Here is a 14,923-nt window from a genome sequence, read left to right on the forward strand (position 1 = left end):
GGCCCGTCACGTCTGCATCACGACTGCCCGCGCCACGGCCTCACGGGAATAAAGGGGGTTAGGTAAACCTAACCGTTTGCGTATGATGGCCGCATGAACGCCGTCCTCCCGTTCTCCGCGGCTCTGCGCGAGCGCTCCAGCAGCGCGCACTCGCCCCACGAGTGCGACGGCTTCATGACCGACCTGCTCACGGGCGCCGGAACCCGCGACGACTACATCGCGCTCATCGCCCAGCACTGGTTCCTCTACGCCGCCCTCGAAGAGGCGTCGGCGCGCATGCGCACCGACCCGGTGGCATCCGTCTTCCTCGGCGACAAGCTCTCGCGACTGCCTGCCCTCGAGGCCGACCTCGCCTTTCTGATCGGTCCGCACTGGCGGGACGAGATCCGGCCGTTGCCCACCACTCAGGCGTATGTGTCGCGCATCCGCCGGGTGGCCGCGACGTGGCCCGGAGGGTTCGTCGCACACCACTACACGCGCTTGCTCGGCGACCTCTCGGGCGGGCCGTCGATCGGTCGGCTCATGCAGCGTCGCTTCGGCTTCGAGACCAACGGCATCGGCTTCCTGCTGTTCGGCGACATCGCCGACCCCAAGGCGTTCAAGAGCGTCTACCGCGAACAGCTCGACGCGGCCCCCTGGGATGACGCCGAGAAGGAACGGGTGATCGCCGAGGTGCTCGTCGCGTACCGCTTCACGACCGAGCTGTTCGCCGATCTCACTCGCGCCAAGGCCCACCGGATCGCCTGACCGCTCACGAGAGCCGTGCGCCGCGCCACGCGCCCGGAGCTGCGGCTGACTGAGCTGTCGCGTCCCGCCGGGGCGCCCGGAGCTGCGGCTGACCGTGCTGCCGCGTCCCGCCGGCCGAGACCACCGGGGCTACGACCCACGGGATCCCCACAGCGTCCTGCCTGGCGAGCCGCCCGGCGTCACGCCTGTCGCGCCGCCGCCGCGTCCTGCCGGCCGAGCCACGCCTGCTTCATGAAGCGGCGCACGTCTTCGTCGACCCGGATGTCACCGGGGCGAAGCGGGCGCGTCAGGTACAGCCCGTCGAGCGAGGTCAGACGACTGAGGGCGACGTAGGTCTGCCCCGGCGCGAACGCTCCCGAGCCGAGGTCGACCACCGCCCGGTCGTACGTCTTGCCCTGCGACTTGTGGATCGTCACGGCCCAGGCCAGGCGCAGGGGGAACTGCGTGAACTCGGCGACGATCTCGCGCGAGAGGTTCTTCGTGCCCGGGTCGTACGCGTAGCGGTATCTCTCCCACACGGCCGGTTCCACGTCGTGCTGGATGCCGTCGACCTCGACCCGCACGCTGTCGCCGGCGATGCGTGTCACGGTGCCGATCGTGCCGTTGACCCACCGGGGCGCTTCGCCGAACTGGGCGCCGTCGTTGCGCAGGAACATCACCTGGGCACCGACTTTGAGCGTGAGCTCCATCTCGGCGGGGTAGTTCGCCTCCCCGCGGCCGAAGTCGCCCGAGATCTCGGCGTTGGCGGTCTGGGTGCGTCCGATGAGTTCCTCGAGGTGGCGGCGGTTGATGGTGTTGACGCGGTCGTTCCGCGTGGCGAGGGTGATGATGGGATGCTCGCCGTCGGCCGGGTGCGGGGGCGTGCGCGCTCCCGCGGTGTTCAGGATGCCGGCCATCTCGGCCGTGACGCGTCCGTACCGCACCGCGTTGAGCAGCGACTTGAAGCCGGGGTCGGACTGCCGGTGGATCTCGACGAGCTCGTTGACGTGCAGGTCGGCGCCGTGACGGCCGATGTCGATCAACCCGTCGCTGGCGGCCTCGCCCGACCAGACCTTCGCGTCGAAGAACCAGAAGGAGCGATAGTGGTCGGCGATGTACCGCGCCTCGTCGCCGCGCGGCGGCACGGGCGCCAGCTGGTACGGATCGCCGAACATCACGATCTGCGTGCCGCCGAACGGCTCGGAACGCCGGCCGCGAGCCTGACGGAGCGAGCGGTCGATGGCATCCATCAGGTCGGCGTTGACCATCGAGATCTCATCGATCACGAGGGTGTCGATCGCGTTGAGGATCTTGCGGGTGGCGTCGTTCTGGTCGATGTCGCCGTTCGCGATGAGCCCGATGGGCAGACGGAAGAGCGAGTGGATCGTCTGCCCCTCGACGTTGAGCGCGGCCACCCCCGTCGGCGCGCACACGGCGATCTGCTTCTTGGTGTTGTAGGCCAGGTGCTGCAGCAGCGTCGACTTGCCCGTTCCGGCACGACCCGTGACGAAGACGTGCTCGCGCGTGTCCTCGATCAACCGGAACAGCGCCTGCTGCTCGGACGAGAGGTCTGGCGTGGTCACCGGCCCATGCTAGTTCGCACCGTCGCGCGCGGGCGGCGAAGTGCCGACCGTCCCGCCGGTCGGCTCGGTGTGCAGGAGCAGCCAGCGCGCCTCGCCCGACAGCACGTCGGCGACGTGGCTGCGGAACCGCGGGCACTGGGTGATGTCGTGCGACCGGCAGCGCAGCGCGTGCTCGGTCATCGCGCGCGCCTGCGCGATGTCGGCCGCACGGCGGTCGAGTTCGGCGACGTGCTCCTCCAGCACCCGGTGCCGGTCGGGGGCGTCGTCGTCGAGCAGCACGCGGATCTGCTCGAGCGAGAGCCCCGCGGCCTTGTTGCGCAGGATCACCGCGATGCGCACCGCGTCGTCTTCGCCGTACCGGCGCCGCCCCGCGCCGTCGCGGTCGGGACGCAACAGCCCCTCGTCCTCCCAGTAGCGCAGCACGTGGGTGTCGAGGCCGAACCGCGCCGCCGCCTCGCCGATCGATTCGTCCCTTGACTTCATGTCGACATGAACTCACACGATGGAGAGGAACACAAGCGGAAGGAGTCCATCGTGTACGACGCGATCATCATCGGAGGCGGCGCCGCGGGCCTGCAGGCGGCGCTGACCCTCGGGCGCATGCACCGGCGCACCCTGTTGCTCGACTCGGGTTCGTACCGAAACGGCACGGTCCGTCACGCGCACAACCTGCTCACCAACGACGGCCGCGACCCCGCCGAGCTGCGCAGAATCGGGCGAGCCGAGGTCGCTGCCTACGACAGCGTCGAGGTCCGGGATGCCGCCGTCGCCGAGGTCATCCGCGACGACGACGGTCTGACGGTCACCGTGGACGACCGTGAGTTCCGCACGAACGCCGTCATCCTCGCGACGGGCGTGGTCGACGAACTCCCCCCGATCCCGGGACTCGCGGAGCACTGGGGGGACACCGTCGCCAGCTGTCCGTTCTGCCACGGGCACGAGTTCGCGGGCCGACCCGTCGCCGTCGTGAACGCCACGCCTCACGCGGCCGCTCTCGCCCGCATGCTCGAGCCGGTGGCATCCCGGGTCTTCATCGTCGCGCCCACCGACGTGCGAGAGGTCACCGGCACGACGGACGGACTGCGCCTGCACCTCATCGACGGCTCCTCGCGCGAGGTGGCGGGTGCCTTCGTCGCACCCACGTGGACCGTACGCGGACACATCGTCGACGCGCTCGGCCTGGAGCGCCAAGAATCGGGCGCCGTGCGCGTCGACCCGTTCGGCCGCACGAGCGTCGAGGGCGTCTACGCGGTGGGCGACCTCGCCCAGCCCGACCATGCTCCCGGCCCGATGTTCTCGCTCGCCGCGGCGATCGCCGGCGGGCAACTCGCCGCCGTCGCCGTCGTGCAGGCGCTCGTCGCCGCGTGACGCCGTCTGGCGATCCGCGGGATTCCGGGGGACATCGACGCCGCGGGGCGCCGCGCGGCGTCTGCGCAGGTGAGCTTCCTAGACTGGGTACGTGAGCAACGCCGGCGGGGGCCCCGCGACGCCCGAGGGTGTCCGCGGCGCGCGCGGGCGCCGTCGATTCGAGATCCCCGCGATGGTCCTCATCGGCGTCCTGTTCGTCGCCGCGCTCGGCGCGGGCGCCGCCTCGCTCTATCGCGAGTTCTACAGCCCGCGCGCCTTCGTGCTGCACTATCTCGAGCTGCTGCAGGAGCGACGAGCCGCCGACGCCCTCGCCATCCCCGGTGTCGCCGTCGACTCCGCCGAGCTCGAGGCCGCCGGCCTGCCCGCGACGTCGTCCGAGGCGCTCCTGCGTCCCGAATCGCTCCAGTCGGTGACGGATGCCGTCATCACCGGCGAGAGCGTCGACGGCGACCGCACGCGCGTCACCGCGAGCTACTCCGTCGGGGGCTACGCCGGGACCACGACGTTCGACGTGCAGCGCGACACCGGCGGCGCCCTCCTCCCCCGCTGGCGCTTCGCCCGCAGCCCGTTGTCGGTGATCGACCTGTCGGTCCAGGGGTCGATGCGTTTCGCCGTCAACGGGTTCGAGGTCGACAAGCGACAGGTCTCCATCGACGGCACCGACGTCGATCCCACCGCCGCCCTGCCCCTCCTGGTCTTCTCGCCGGGGCTCTACTCGGTCGCGGTCGACACAGCGATCTCCTCGACCCCCGGCGTCGCCGTGCTCGCCGACGCACCGCTGGCCGGCATCCCCGTCGATGTGCAAGCGCAGCCGACCGAGGAGTTCATCGGAATCGTGCAGCAGCGGGTCGAGGACTTCCTCTCGGCCTGCGCCGAGCAGAAGGTGCTGCAGCCGACCGGCTGCCCGTTCGGGTTCACCGTGCGCAACCGCATCGACGAGGCGCCCTCGTGGTCGATCGTCCAGCAGCCGACGGTCACCGTCGAGCCCGACGGCGCGGGGTGGCGCATCCCGTCGGCCAAGGCGGTCGCCCACATCGAGGTCGACATCCGCTCGATCTTCGACGGCAGTGTGCGCACGGTCGAGGACGACGTCGACTTCACCGTCGACGGTCAGATCACCGTGCAGCCCGACGGCTCGGCATCCATTCTCGTCGGCGGCTCATCCGACTGACCGATCGAATGGATGCCACGGGCGCCCCGCCCGCGGCACACGACCGGCGACTCCTCCACGCGCCCGCATCCACCCGCCGCCCCGACGGATGCCACGACGCACAGCCGCGGACCCCTCCCCCGACACGCCGCCCGGCACCCCCCGGCACCGCCCGACGCGCCCCGGCACCGCCCGGCGCCGGCGGGCAACACACCCGGCACCGCCCGAGGACGGTCCGCTCAGCTGCGGCCGCGCGCGGAGACGCGCGCATCGCGGTCGGCCAGTCGCGCCAGTTCCTCGTTGTAGGCGTCGAGCTCGACGTCGCCGACCCGGTCCACGTGACGGTCGCGGCGCTTCTGCTGACGCTCGTCGCTGCGACTCCACTGGATCGCCACCGTGATCGCGAGGATCAGCGTCGGGATCTCGCCGACCGACCACGCCACGCCGCCGCCCACGTACTGATCCTCGAGGGGCGTCGCGCCCCAGGTGCGACCCATCGCGCCGAACCACTCCGCCACCATCAGACCGGAGTTCATCATGATCGCGATGCCGAAGAACGCGTGCATCGCCATGATCGCGATGAGCACCAGCAGACGCATCGGATAGGGCAGGCGGAAGGGCACCGGGTCGATCCCGATGAGGCTGAGCACGAACAGGTATCCGGTCACGAGGAAGTGCGCGACCATCCAGATGTGGCCCACGTGGTCATAGAGGGACCAGCGGAAGAGGTCGGTGTAGTAGAAGGCCCAGAGCGAGCCGATGAACAGGCCCGCGGCGACGTACGGGTTCGTCAACACCTTCGCGACCGGGTTGTGCACCGCCCACAGGATCCACTCGCGGCCGCCGCGCGTGCCGTCGTCGCGCTTGCGGATCGCCCGGGCCGCGAGCGACACCGGCGCCCCCGACACCAGCAGCAGCGGGATCGCCATCGACAGCAGCATGTGCCCGATCATGTGCATGCTGAACAGGTAGTCCTGGTACACGTTGATCGGCCCCGACGTGACCCAGAACACCCCGAACATGCCGAGGCACCACAGCACCGTGCGGTGGATCGGCCACGAGTCGCCGCGGCGGAGCAGGCGCCAGACGCCGGCCAGGTAGAAGAACAGGCCGAAGGCGACGACCAACGCCCACAGCAGGTCGATGTTCCATGCCGTGAACCAGCGCTCGAGGGTCAGCTCGGGCGGCAGCGGTGCGCCCGTGAGCACTTCGGCCGGCGATGTGCCGATCAAAGCCGCCTCGGTGGGCGGTGGCGTGCGCGCGAGTGCCGCGGCGACACCGCTCGCGATCCCCATGAAGACGAGTTCGAGGGTGATGACGCCCCAGAATCGCGCGGACCCCGTCTCGTCGGCCATGCGCGCGATGAGACGGCGTCGGTACCAGGCGCCGAGCACCCCCATCGCGACGAGGGCGACGACCTTCACGAGCACGAGCGCGCCGTACGCCGACCACAGGTTCTGCACGTCGAGGAGGCTGATCGAGGCGCGCACCGTGCCGGAGACGGCGACGACGAGGAAGGCGACGAGCGCGATCGAGGAGTACCGCAGCAGGGTGGTCTGTAGCTGCCCACGCGACATCGCCGGCCTGACGACGACGAGCAGGATGAGGCCGCCGAGCCAGACGCCCGCGGCGATGATGTGCAGGACGAGTGCGGTGACCGCCGCGTCGTGGCTGGCTTCGGTGCCGGCGTGACCCTGCGTGCCCATCGGGATGAGGGAGGCGAGGGCGAGGACGGCCACGACGAGCGTCGGGATCCACGAGCGCACGGCGAAGGTGAGCACCGTGAGCACCGCGCCGGCGATCGTGGTGATCAGCCAGGCCTGCCCGGGCGGACTCTCGACGAGGAAGCGTCCGAGCTGCTGGCCGAAGACGGCGTCGAGGGTGGGGGTGGCGTTGAGGACGTTGAGGAACGTCATGTACCCCGTGACCGCTGCGGCGACCGTGAAGACGGCGGCGCCGATCGAGGCGGTGTCGAGCGCGACCTCGAACGGTCGCTCCCCCGCGGGGAGGGCGAACAGCGCGAGCACGAGCGATCCGACCATGGTGGCCGCGGCGAGGTTGACCACGACCGTGGCGATCGGCAGACCCCAGCGCACCACGGGACCGGCGTCCGCCAGACGCCCGGGGGCCGCTCCGCCGCCGAAGGCGAGACCGGCGACGACGGCGACGATCGAGACCGCGATCAGGATGACGGGCCCCGCGACGCGCAGAAGTCGGGGATTCACCCGTCCAGCCTACGTCGCGCGAGCACGACGAAGGGGGATGCCGCTGGGCATCCCCCTTCGATGGTTCGACGTCGCCTTACTTGACGGCGGCCTTGAGCTTGGAGCCCGCGGTGACCTTGACTCGCTTGCCGGCGGGGATCGAGATCTCCTCGCCCGTCTGCGGGTTGCGGCCCGTGCGAGCGGACGTGGCGACCTGCTCGAAGGCGATCCAGCCGGGGATCGAGACCTTGCTGCCCTTGGCGACCGCCTCGGAGACGGTGGAGAAGAGGGAGTCGAGCACGCCCGACACGGCGGACTGGCTCTGCCCGGTCGCGCTGGCGATGCTCGCGACGAGCTCGGTCTTGGTGATGGACTTGTCGGCCATGTGGTTGTCCTCCAGACGGCGGCGAAAGCCGTCTCTCATTGCTCGGACGAGGAGGGATCCTCCTCGGTGGTCGGGAGACCGCCTCGACAGTATCAACCGAACCGCGGAATCACGCGGATTCTGCGGGATTTCGACCCTTTCCGCGCGGCGTGTCGTGGGGTGGGATCGCCGGACCCGGGTCACGGCGCCCCGCGGAGTCGTGGTCGCATCACCCGGTCGAGCAGCGATCACGAACGTGCGCTCGGGCCCGATGGGGTGAAAACGACGGGATCTTCGGGCGATCTCCGGGAGCGACTCCGCGACGTTCCACACGCCTCGGACATCGCCGGACTTTGGTGAAACGAACCAACCGTATGATGTGCGCACCAGTTTGGAGCGCCCCGAAGCCCTCGACGAAATCACCCCTGACACGACGTGGGAGGGACGATGCCCGGAACGCGCACCTCGATCGAGGCTCGCGCGGCCCTTCGCGCCGCCGCGACGACGACGGCCCTCCGTCTCTCGCCCGGGTACGGTGTTCCGTGCGCGCGCCACCTCGCTCTGCTCGCCGAGACGGAGTTGCCCGAGGCGCCGGCCCTTTGGACCGACGCCACGGCGCTGTCACTCGCGGCGCTTCTCGCCGCCCGCGCCCGGCGTGATGCCCTGGCCGATGGCGCCGCCCCGATCTCTCGTTACTTCGACGAGATGAGGCTGACCCGCCCCGCATCGCTCTCGTCGAGTGCGCGTGCGCAGTTGTACGCCGCCGTCGGCGAGTACTGCAGTGCGGTCGGCTGGCCCCAGATGGGGGCGCGGTTCGGTGCAGAGGCGCTGCTGTTCGCCGACACCGACGCGACTCGCTACCGCGCGCTGTCGGTTCGCGCTCTCGGCCACGCCCTCAACGGCGAGTACAACAGCGCCCAGAAGACGCACGCAGAGGCGGAGACCCTGTTCGAGGCGCGGGGGTGGGACGACCAGGAGCGCTCCTATCTCCTCCTGCTCGCCGAGGCGCTGAACGCCGCGGCCCGGCTGGACGCCGACCGCCTGCGGGAGGCGGCCGCGACGATGCGCCGCACCCAGCCCGAGGATCTCTATGCGGAGTACTCCGCACGGTCGCTCGAGGTGATGGCGAAGATGTTCCGAGGCGAGATCGGAGCGAGCCGCGCCGAGGCTGTACACCTTCTGCACAGCAGTCGACGCCGCAGCAGTCATCGCATGATGCGGTTCTTCCTGGTCAGCGTGCTCTCCGACATCCTCGTCGCCCAGGGAGAGTACCGCGAGGCGATCACCGCGCTCGAGCCCTTCGGCACGCCCGAGGGGCACGGCATCTGCTTTCCGATGCAGCGCAGCGCGGCGTTGCTGCGCCTCGGCCGCGAGCGCGAGCTGCTGCTCGAGACCGATGCGTGCGTGGCCTCCGAGACGGACCACTGCCTGCGGACCCTCACCCCCCTGCTCATACGCCGAGCGCTGGCCCTGAACCGGCTCGGTTTCACCCGCCGCGCGCACCAGAGCATGCAGGCCGCGCTCCACCTCATCGCGCGTACCGGGTCGTCGGCGACGCCGTTCCTCATGCTCCCGCACGGAGAGACCCGGACTCTCGTCGACGCCGTGGCCGCGGCGGATCCCGAGCTCACCGACGTCCTTCCCTATCTGCACGCCGCGCTCGCGCGCGTGGCGACCCCGGATGCCGAGGCGCGCTCCCCCGTCTCGGCGGCACGTCTGACTCCGACCGAGAACGCCACCGCCGAACTGCTGTTGCGATCGCTGAGCCTGTCGGATATCGCCCGCGAGCGCGGCGTCTCGCTCAACACCGTCAAAACCCAGGTGCGTTCGATCTACCAGAAGCTCGGGGTCAGCGGTCGCGCCGAGGCCGTGGAGATGCTCGGTTCCGTCGACGCCTGATACGCAGGCCGGAACGCCGAAGGGCGGAGACCCCTTTTGGAATCTCCGCCCTTCGTGCGGGTGTCTGGTGCTTACCAGCTCGACTTGGTCACACCGGGCAGTTCGCCACGGTGGGCCATGTCGCGGAAGCGGACGCGCGAGACGCCGAACTTCGTGAGGACGCCACGGGGGCGGCCGTCGATGACGTCGCGGCTGCGCACGCGGGCGGGCGACGCGTTGCGGGGGAGCTTCTGCAGCCCCACGCGGGCGGCCTCGCGGGCCTCGTCGGTCGCGTTGGGGTCGACCAGGGTCTTCTTCAGCTCGGCGCGCTTCGCGGCGTAGCGCTCCACGACGACCTTGCGCTGCTCGTTGCGCGCGATCTTGCTCTTCTTAGCCATGTGCTTAGCGCTCCTCTCGGAAGTCGACGTGCTTGCGGACCACGGGGTCGTACTTCTTCAGCACGATGCGGTCGGGGTTGTTGCGGCGGTTCTTGCGCGTCACGTAGGTGTACCCCGTGCCCGCCGTGGAACGCAGCTTGATGATCGGACGTACGTCCTGAGCCTTCTTCGCCATTACAGCTTCACGCCCTTCGCCTGCAGGTCACGGACGACGGACTCGATGCCGCGAGCGTCGATGACCTTGATGCCCTTCGCCGAAACGTTGAGCTTGATGTTGCGACCCAGCGACGGAACGAAGTAGGTCTTCTTCTGCACGTTCGGGTCGAAGCGGCGCTTCGTCCGGCGGTGCGAGTGCGAGATGTTGTGACCGAAGCCGGGAACCGCTCCAGTCACCTGGCACACTGCTGCCATGGTGATGTCTCCTTCTGTACCGTGACACCGGACGGTGCCACCCAAGATCCCTTGTCTGCACCCCGTCCGAGCGCGGCGAAAGGCCGCGATCAAGAGGTGGGATGCGAACTGCGTGCTGGAGTGCGCGCAGACAAGGGGTCAGTCTAGCACGGCGTGTGACCTTGACCCTGCCGCCACCGAGTCGACCGAGGTCCCCCGAGCCCGTCGAAGGGCGAGGTCTGAGCCCCTCACGCAGGTCCCTGAGCCCGTCGAAAGGGCGGGGTCTGAGCCCGTCGCGCAGGTCCCTGAGCCCGTCGAAGGGCGAGGTCTGAGCCCCTCACGCAGGTCCCTGAGCCCGTCGAAGGGACCGGACCCCACGACCACCGGCGGCTTCGACAGGCTCAGCCACCTCCCGCGGCTGCGTCGGCCGCGCCGCGACCCCAGCGGAACGCCGAGACCGTGGCATCCCCCTCGATCCAGAACCGCCACGGGAACGCGTCCGTTCCCGCCACCCCTGCGACGCCGACGCGCGGGCCCGTGGCGATCGAGGCCGGCGGCTCGGACGGCAGCAGCAGCCGCGCCCTCGCCCCCGCCCGCACCTCCCCCGTGACCGCGTCGATCCCGTCGTGCGCGGGATGCCGCAGCCCCACCGCGTCGCCGAGACGCCCCGGACCGCGCGCCAGGTCGCGCTCCGACCGCACGGCACCGCGCCGTTCGCGTCGTCGCCGCTCGGCGATGTCGGCCCCGTCGACGATCTCGCCGCCGCGCAGGAGCACACCGCCGGCGACCCCCGCGGGCCCGCACACGACGTTGACGCAGGAGTGGATGCCGTGGCTCAAATACACGTAGAGGTGACCCGGCTCGCCCCACATGGTGGCGTTGCGCGCGGTCGGCCCCATCCGCGCGTGCGAGCCGGGATCGGGGCGGTCGCCCGTGCCGAGCCCGTGATAGGCCTCGACCTCGGTGAGTCGTGCCACCACGCGTTCGCCGCCGACGATGGTCTCCAGGAACGCCCCCAGCAGTCGCGGCGCGACCTCGACGGGCAGCGCCGACAGATCGTCGCGCGTCGCCGGACGCGTCACTGCGGGGGCACCTGACACCACGACAGGTCGAAGCCCTGCAGGGCGACGACCTCCTGACCGCTGTCGACCTCCACCAGGTGGGTCAGCAGCCGCTCGGGCAGGGGCAGCTGGTAACGGTCGAAGGGGTTGTCGACCGCCCGCGGGGCGACGAGCACCGCCGCGTACCGGCCGCTGGGCGAGACGCACGTCTGCAGCACCGTGTCGGCGCCCGGGACCTCGAGCAGCGGCCGCACCGCGCCGTCGATGTCGACGTGCGCCACGGTGGTCGAGCGCGAGACTCCGTCGGCGCTGATGTCGGCGAACGAGCGGATCGTGCCGGCATCCGTTCCGGGCACCGGGGTGGCGCGCCCGGCGAGGCCCGGCGGATCGACGGGTTGCACGAGCGTGCGTTCCGACCCGTCGGTCAGGTCGATCTCGCGGAGACCCTCGAGACGTTCGACGATCGCGACCGACGAGCCGCGGGCGATGCCGTCGATCGACACCGCGCTGCCGAGCGGCGCGGCGTTGCCGCCCTCGGCGTCGGTGAGCAGCAGGCGCGAGTCGAACGTGAGCACGAGCATGCTGTCGGTGTCGGGCACGAAACGGTAGTCGGCGATGCGCGCGTCGCCGCCGTTCAGGCCCACGTCGGTGGGGGGCGCGTCGTCTGCGGCCGACATCGTGAACAGTCGACTCTCGCGTCCTCCGGCGGCGCTCAGGTCGGCATCCGAGAAGGTGAAGCCCACGCGCTCTCCGCGGTCGGCCGACTGCAGGTTGCTGACGAAACCGGGTCCGGGCAGGGCGACGTCGCGGGCGTTCTGCCCGTCGGAATCGGTGACGATCACCCGGGCGGTATCGCCGTCGCGCACCGAGATGACGAGGTGGTTCGCGGTGGCGCGGAAGTCCTCGATGTGGGGGTGCACGAACACCGGCAGTCCGGCCTCGCCCTGCAGGTCGGTGCGGAAGATCGTGTCGCCCTCGGGGGTCCCTCGTTGCATCAGGTACGCCTGCAAGGGCGGCGTGCGGAATGTCTCGGTCAGTGTCGACGACGGCCCCGCGCCCAGGCCGCTCACGCCGTCGACCGTGATGCGGTAGTCGGTGTCGTCGCGCAGCGGCAGCGTGAAGCGCACGCCGACGCTCCGCCCGGCGGTGTCGACGGTGAACGGGGTCGCCGGCTCCACCGACACCTGCGAGGCGTCCACCGTCTCGAGCGACTGCGTGGTCGTCAGGATCACGCGGGATCCGGATGCCGCGACCGCGGCCGCGGGGTCGACCTGCACGTCGGTGACGCGGGGGCCCTGCGCCACGGCGACGACCCCGCCGATCCCGCCGACGACCACGAGGCCGACGAGGACGGCGGCGAAGGCGACCGCGAACCCGCGACCGCGCCGCGCGCGGGAGCGCGAACGGCGGGACTCAGTACTCATACGGGTCCGCCGGTTCGTCGATGGATGCCACCTGCTCCGCCTGCACCTCGAGCGCGCCGTCGCCGCTGGAGCGCACCGTGCCGGTGACGGTCACCCACTGCCCCGTCGCGGGGGCGTCGACCGACGCGCTTATCGGCAGGCGCGCCGTCTGCGCGTCGATGACGCAGTGCGTGATGACGAGGCGCGTGAGATCGAAGCTCGCGCCGTCGCCGCCCGGAGTGATGAACCCGGTCAGGGTGACCGGCTTGCCGTCGAACGTCTCGGGGTTGGTGGCGTGGGCGAACACCGCCGACCAGTCGCCGACGCCGAACTGCGAGGTGTCGCCCGAGGCGGCCAGGGTGACCACGTCGGAGCCCGCGAACAACGGCGGCGCCCCCACGTCGCGCGAGACGGCGAGCTCGGTCGACAGCGACGCCGCCGGCGTCAGCAGCACGGCGATCACCGCGCCCGAGGCGAGCACCCCGCCGGTGAAGGCCGCGATGCCGCCGGGGGTCGGGCGCGGACGCGCGGCGAGATGGTCGTGGGCTGCGTGATCGTGGTCGTCGAGCGGGTCGGCGTGCTCGTGATCGGCGTGCGCGAAGGCCTCGCGGCGGGCGGATGCCGCGGCGGGAGCGTGGCCGTGCTCATGATCGTGACCGTGGTCGGCCTCGGCCCCGAGAGGCAGGACGAACGAGGCGATCGCCCCGACGAGCAGGACGACCGACATGCCGACGGCGAACCACGCCGAGTCGGGGTTGATGTACAGCGACATGCGACCCGTGATCCAGAGCGTGATGGTCGTGATCGACAGGCACGCGGCCAGTCCCACGCCGAGCCAGCGCGTGGCGAGGGCTTGCGTCCTAGACAAGGAGGTTCACCACCGTTCCGAGCGCGAAGGCGAAGAGCACGACGACCACCGTCATCCCGGCGAGCACCCGCGTGGTGAAGGTCGTGCGCAGCAGCGCCATCATCTTGAGGTCGATGATGGGGCCGACCACGAGGAAGGCCACGATCGACCCGGGCGTGAAGGTCGAGGCGAACGACAGGGCGAAGAAGGCGTCGACGTTCGAGCAGAGCGACACCACGATCGCCAGCAGCATCATCGCCGCGATCGACAGCGCCGGGTCGGATCCGATCGCCAGCAGGGCGCTCCGCGGCACGAGGACCTGCACCGCCCCGGCCAGCAGGGAGCCGATGATGAGCGCCGGCATCACCGAGCGCAGTTCCACGACGAACTGGGCGAGGGTGCGCCGGCCGCGGTTGCCGCGCTCCTGAACGACGATCTCGCAGGTGGCGAGGAAGCGCTCCGTGAGGAGCTTGTCGGGATCGGGATGCCGGCTGTACAACCACCCGATGAGGTTGGCGACGAGGTAGCCGCCGATCAGGCGCGCGACGAGGATGCCGTCGCTGAAGCCGAACGCCGCGTGCGTGGAGATGATGACGATCGGGTTCACGATCGGAGCCGCGACGAGGAAGGTGAGGGTGTCGCTCACGCCGAACCCGCGCATGAGCAGTCCGCGTGCGAAGGGCACGTTCCCGCACTCGCAGACGGGGATGAACATGCCCAGCAGCGACAGCACCGCCCGGCGCGCCCACGGCGCGCGCGGCATCCATCTTTCGATCGCCCCCGGCGGCACCCAGACCTGCACGATGATCGACAGCACGACGCCCAGCACCACGAACGGCAGCGACTCGATGAGCACGCTGAGGGCGAGGGTCAGGCCGTCCTGCGCGCGGGTGGGCAGCGGCTGCGCGAAGAACGTGGGGGCGAACGCGTCGACGAGGAACAGCGCGGTGACCACGACGACACCCAGGCCGAGCGCGACGAGGGTGCGGGAGGCGCCCGAGCGAGGGACGTCGGGACGCCGGCGCGTGGGCGGCGCGGTGCGACTACTCGTCGCCACGCTCGCGAGCCCGGGCGCGGGCGCAATCGGTGCAGATGCCGAAGATGTCGACGACGTGCTCGGCCTCGCTGAAGCCGTGCTGGGCGGCGGTGCGCTGCGCCCAGTCCTCGACGTCGGTCGCCGCGATCTCGACGGCCTTGCCGCACGAGCGGCAGATCAAGTGATGGTGATGACCGCGGGTCTCGCACGCGCGGAAGAGGTTCTCGCCCTCGGGACTCTGCAGGCTGTCGGCGTCGCCCTTGGCCGCGAGACCGGCGAGCGTGCGGTACACGGTGGCCAGTCCGATGCCGGTGTTCTCGTCGCGCAGGGTCGCGTGCAGCGACTGGGCGCTGACGAAGCCGCCGGCTCCCGACAGGGCTTCGCGCACGCGCTCGCGCTGCCACGTGTTGCGCTGAACCATGCCGGGGAGTCTACCGAGGGGTTCGGTGAATCGGCTGGGCGTTACGCCACCGCGGGCGCGACGGCTCGCTGCGATCCCGCACGGCAGCGCGCCC

The 14,923-nt window shown here is 70.8% G+C and carries 16 protein-coding genes; 4 read left to right on the forward strand and 12 right to left on the reverse strand.

Going from position 1 to position 14,923, the window contains the following annotated elements; genetic code table 11:
• Positions 1–93 precede the first annotated feature (93 nt).
• Positions 94–747 carry a heme oxygenase (biliverdin-producing) gene (locus ACTJJP_RS10840; protein WP_440775026.1) on the forward strand — a complete coding sequence of 218 codons (654 nt, stop codon included), beginning with the start codon at positions 94–96 and terminating at the stop codon, positions 745–747.
• A gap of 179 nt (positions 748–926) precedes the next feature.
• On the opposite strand, the gene ACTJJP_RS10845 is transcribed toward ACTJJP_RS10840, so the two are convergent.
• Together ACTJJP_RS10845 and ACTJJP_RS10850 are read right to left on the reverse strand one after the other, a co-directional pair.
• Entirely contained in the window at positions 927–2,309 is a 1,383-nt protein-coding gene (locus ACTJJP_RS10845) for an ATP-dependent DNA helicase (RefSeq protein WP_440775027.1), read from the reverse strand.
• 9 nt (positions 2,310–2,318) lie between these two features.
• Positions 2,319–2,792, reverse strand: coding sequence for a MerR family transcriptional regulator (locus tag ACTJJP_RS10850; protein WP_440775028.1), 474 nt, complete (start codon positions 2,790–2,792; stop codon positions 2,319–2,321).
• Positions 2,793–2,843: 51 nt separating this feature from the next.
• Between ACTJJP_RS10850 and ACTJJP_RS10855 the strand changes: the two genes are divergently transcribed.
• Together ACTJJP_RS10855 and ACTJJP_RS10860 are read left to right on the forward strand one after the other, a co-directional pair.
• Positions 2,844–3,677, forward strand: coding sequence for an NAD(P)/FAD-dependent oxidoreductase (locus ACTJJP_RS10855; protein ID WP_440775029.1), 834 nt, complete (start codon positions 2,844–2,846; stop codon positions 3,675–3,677).
• A gap of 91 nt (positions 3,678–3,768) precedes the next feature.
• A complete protein-coding gene (locus ACTJJP_RS10860; protein WP_440775030.1) occupies positions 3,769–4,848 on the forward strand; it encodes a hypothetical protein in 1,080 nt (359 codons plus the stop codon).
• A 218-nt stretch (positions 4,849–5,066) separates the two neighbouring features.
• Here ACTJJP_RS10860 and ACTJJP_RS10865 read toward each other — a convergent pair whose 3' ends face one another.
• Positions 5,067–7,052, reverse strand: a complete 1,986-nt coding sequence (locus ACTJJP_RS10865; RefSeq protein ID WP_440775031.1) for a cytochrome c oxidase assembly protein — start codon at positions 7,050–7,052, stop codon at positions 5,067–5,069.
• Between the two features lie 76 nt (positions 7,053–7,128).
• The gene (locus ACTJJP_RS10870; protein ID WP_013584778.1) at positions 7,129–7,416 is read right to left on the reverse strand and encodes an HU family DNA-binding protein; all 288 of its coding nucleotides are present in this window, start codon (positions 7,414–7,416) and stop codon (positions 7,129–7,131) included.
• A gap of 426 nt (positions 7,417–7,842) precedes the next feature.
• On the opposite strand from ACTJJP_RS10870, the gene ACTJJP_RS10875 reads away from it, so the two are divergent.
• Positions 7,843–9,294, forward strand: a complete 1,452-nt coding sequence (locus ACTJJP_RS10875; RefSeq protein WP_440775032.1) for a LuxR C-terminal-related transcriptional regulator — start codon at positions 7,843–7,845, stop codon at positions 9,292–9,294.
• 71 nt (positions 9,295–9,365) lie between these two features.
• On the opposite strand, the gene rpsN is transcribed toward ACTJJP_RS10875, so the two are convergent.
• From rpsN to ACTJJP_RS10915, 8 genes are all read right to left on the reverse strand, one after another.
• Positions 9,366–9,671: a 30S ribosomal protein S14 gene (gene rpsN / locus ACTJJP_RS10880; protein ID WP_022878196.1), complete on the reverse strand. Its 306-nt coding sequence runs from the start codon at positions 9,669–9,671 to the stop codon at positions 9,366–9,368.
• Positions 9,672–9,675: 4 nt separating this feature from the next.
• On the reverse strand, positions 9,676–9,846 hold the full coding sequence (gene rpmG / locus ACTJJP_RS10885; RefSeq protein ID WP_013584775.1) for a 50S ribosomal protein L33: 171 nt from the start codon (positions 9,844–9,846) through the stop codon (positions 9,676–9,678).
• Entirely contained in the window at positions 9,846–10,082 is a 237-nt protein-coding gene (gene rpmB, locus ACTJJP_RS10890; RefSeq protein WP_055832508.1) for a 50S ribosomal protein L28, read from the reverse strand. The genes rpmG and rpmB overlap by 1 nt, the downstream gene beginning before the upstream one ends.
• 380 nt (positions 10,083–10,462) lie before the next feature.
• On the reverse strand, positions 10,463–11,143 hold the full coding sequence (locus tag ACTJJP_RS10895; protein WP_440775033.1) for a DNA-3-methyladenine glycosylase: 681 nt from the start codon (positions 11,141–11,143) through the stop codon (positions 10,463–10,465).
• Complete coding sequence (locus ACTJJP_RS10900; protein WP_440775034.1) at positions 11,140–12,546, reverse strand: hypothetical protein; 1,407 nt, start codon at positions 12,544–12,546, stop codon at positions 11,140–11,142. Before ACTJJP_RS10900 ends, ACTJJP_RS10895 begins: the two co-directional genes overlap by 4 nt.
• Positions 12,536–13,393, reverse strand: coding sequence for a TIGR03943 family putative permease subunit (locus ACTJJP_RS10905; RefSeq protein ID WP_440775035.1), 858 nt, complete (start codon positions 13,391–13,393; stop codon positions 12,536–12,538). Before ACTJJP_RS10905 ends, ACTJJP_RS10900 begins: the two co-directional genes overlap by 11 nt.
• Positions 13,386–14,429 (reverse strand): permease, encoded by a 1,044-nt coding sequence (locus ACTJJP_RS10910; protein ID WP_440775036.1) that lies wholly within the window; start codon positions 14,427–14,429, stop codon positions 13,386–13,388. Before ACTJJP_RS10910 ends, ACTJJP_RS10905 begins: the two co-directional genes overlap by 8 nt.
• Complete coding sequence (locus ACTJJP_RS10915) at positions 14,416–14,829, reverse strand: Fur family transcriptional regulator (RefSeq protein ID WP_440775037.1); 414 nt, start codon at positions 14,827–14,829, stop codon at positions 14,416–14,418. Before ACTJJP_RS10915 ends, ACTJJP_RS10910 begins: the two co-directional genes overlap by 14 nt.
• Positions 14,830–14,923: the final 94 nt, after the last annotated feature.

This window comes from Microbacterium sp. 22296 (genome assembly GCF_052045385.1).
GTDB lineage: Bacteria > Actinomycetota > Actinomycetes > Actinomycetales > Microbacteriaceae > Microbacterium.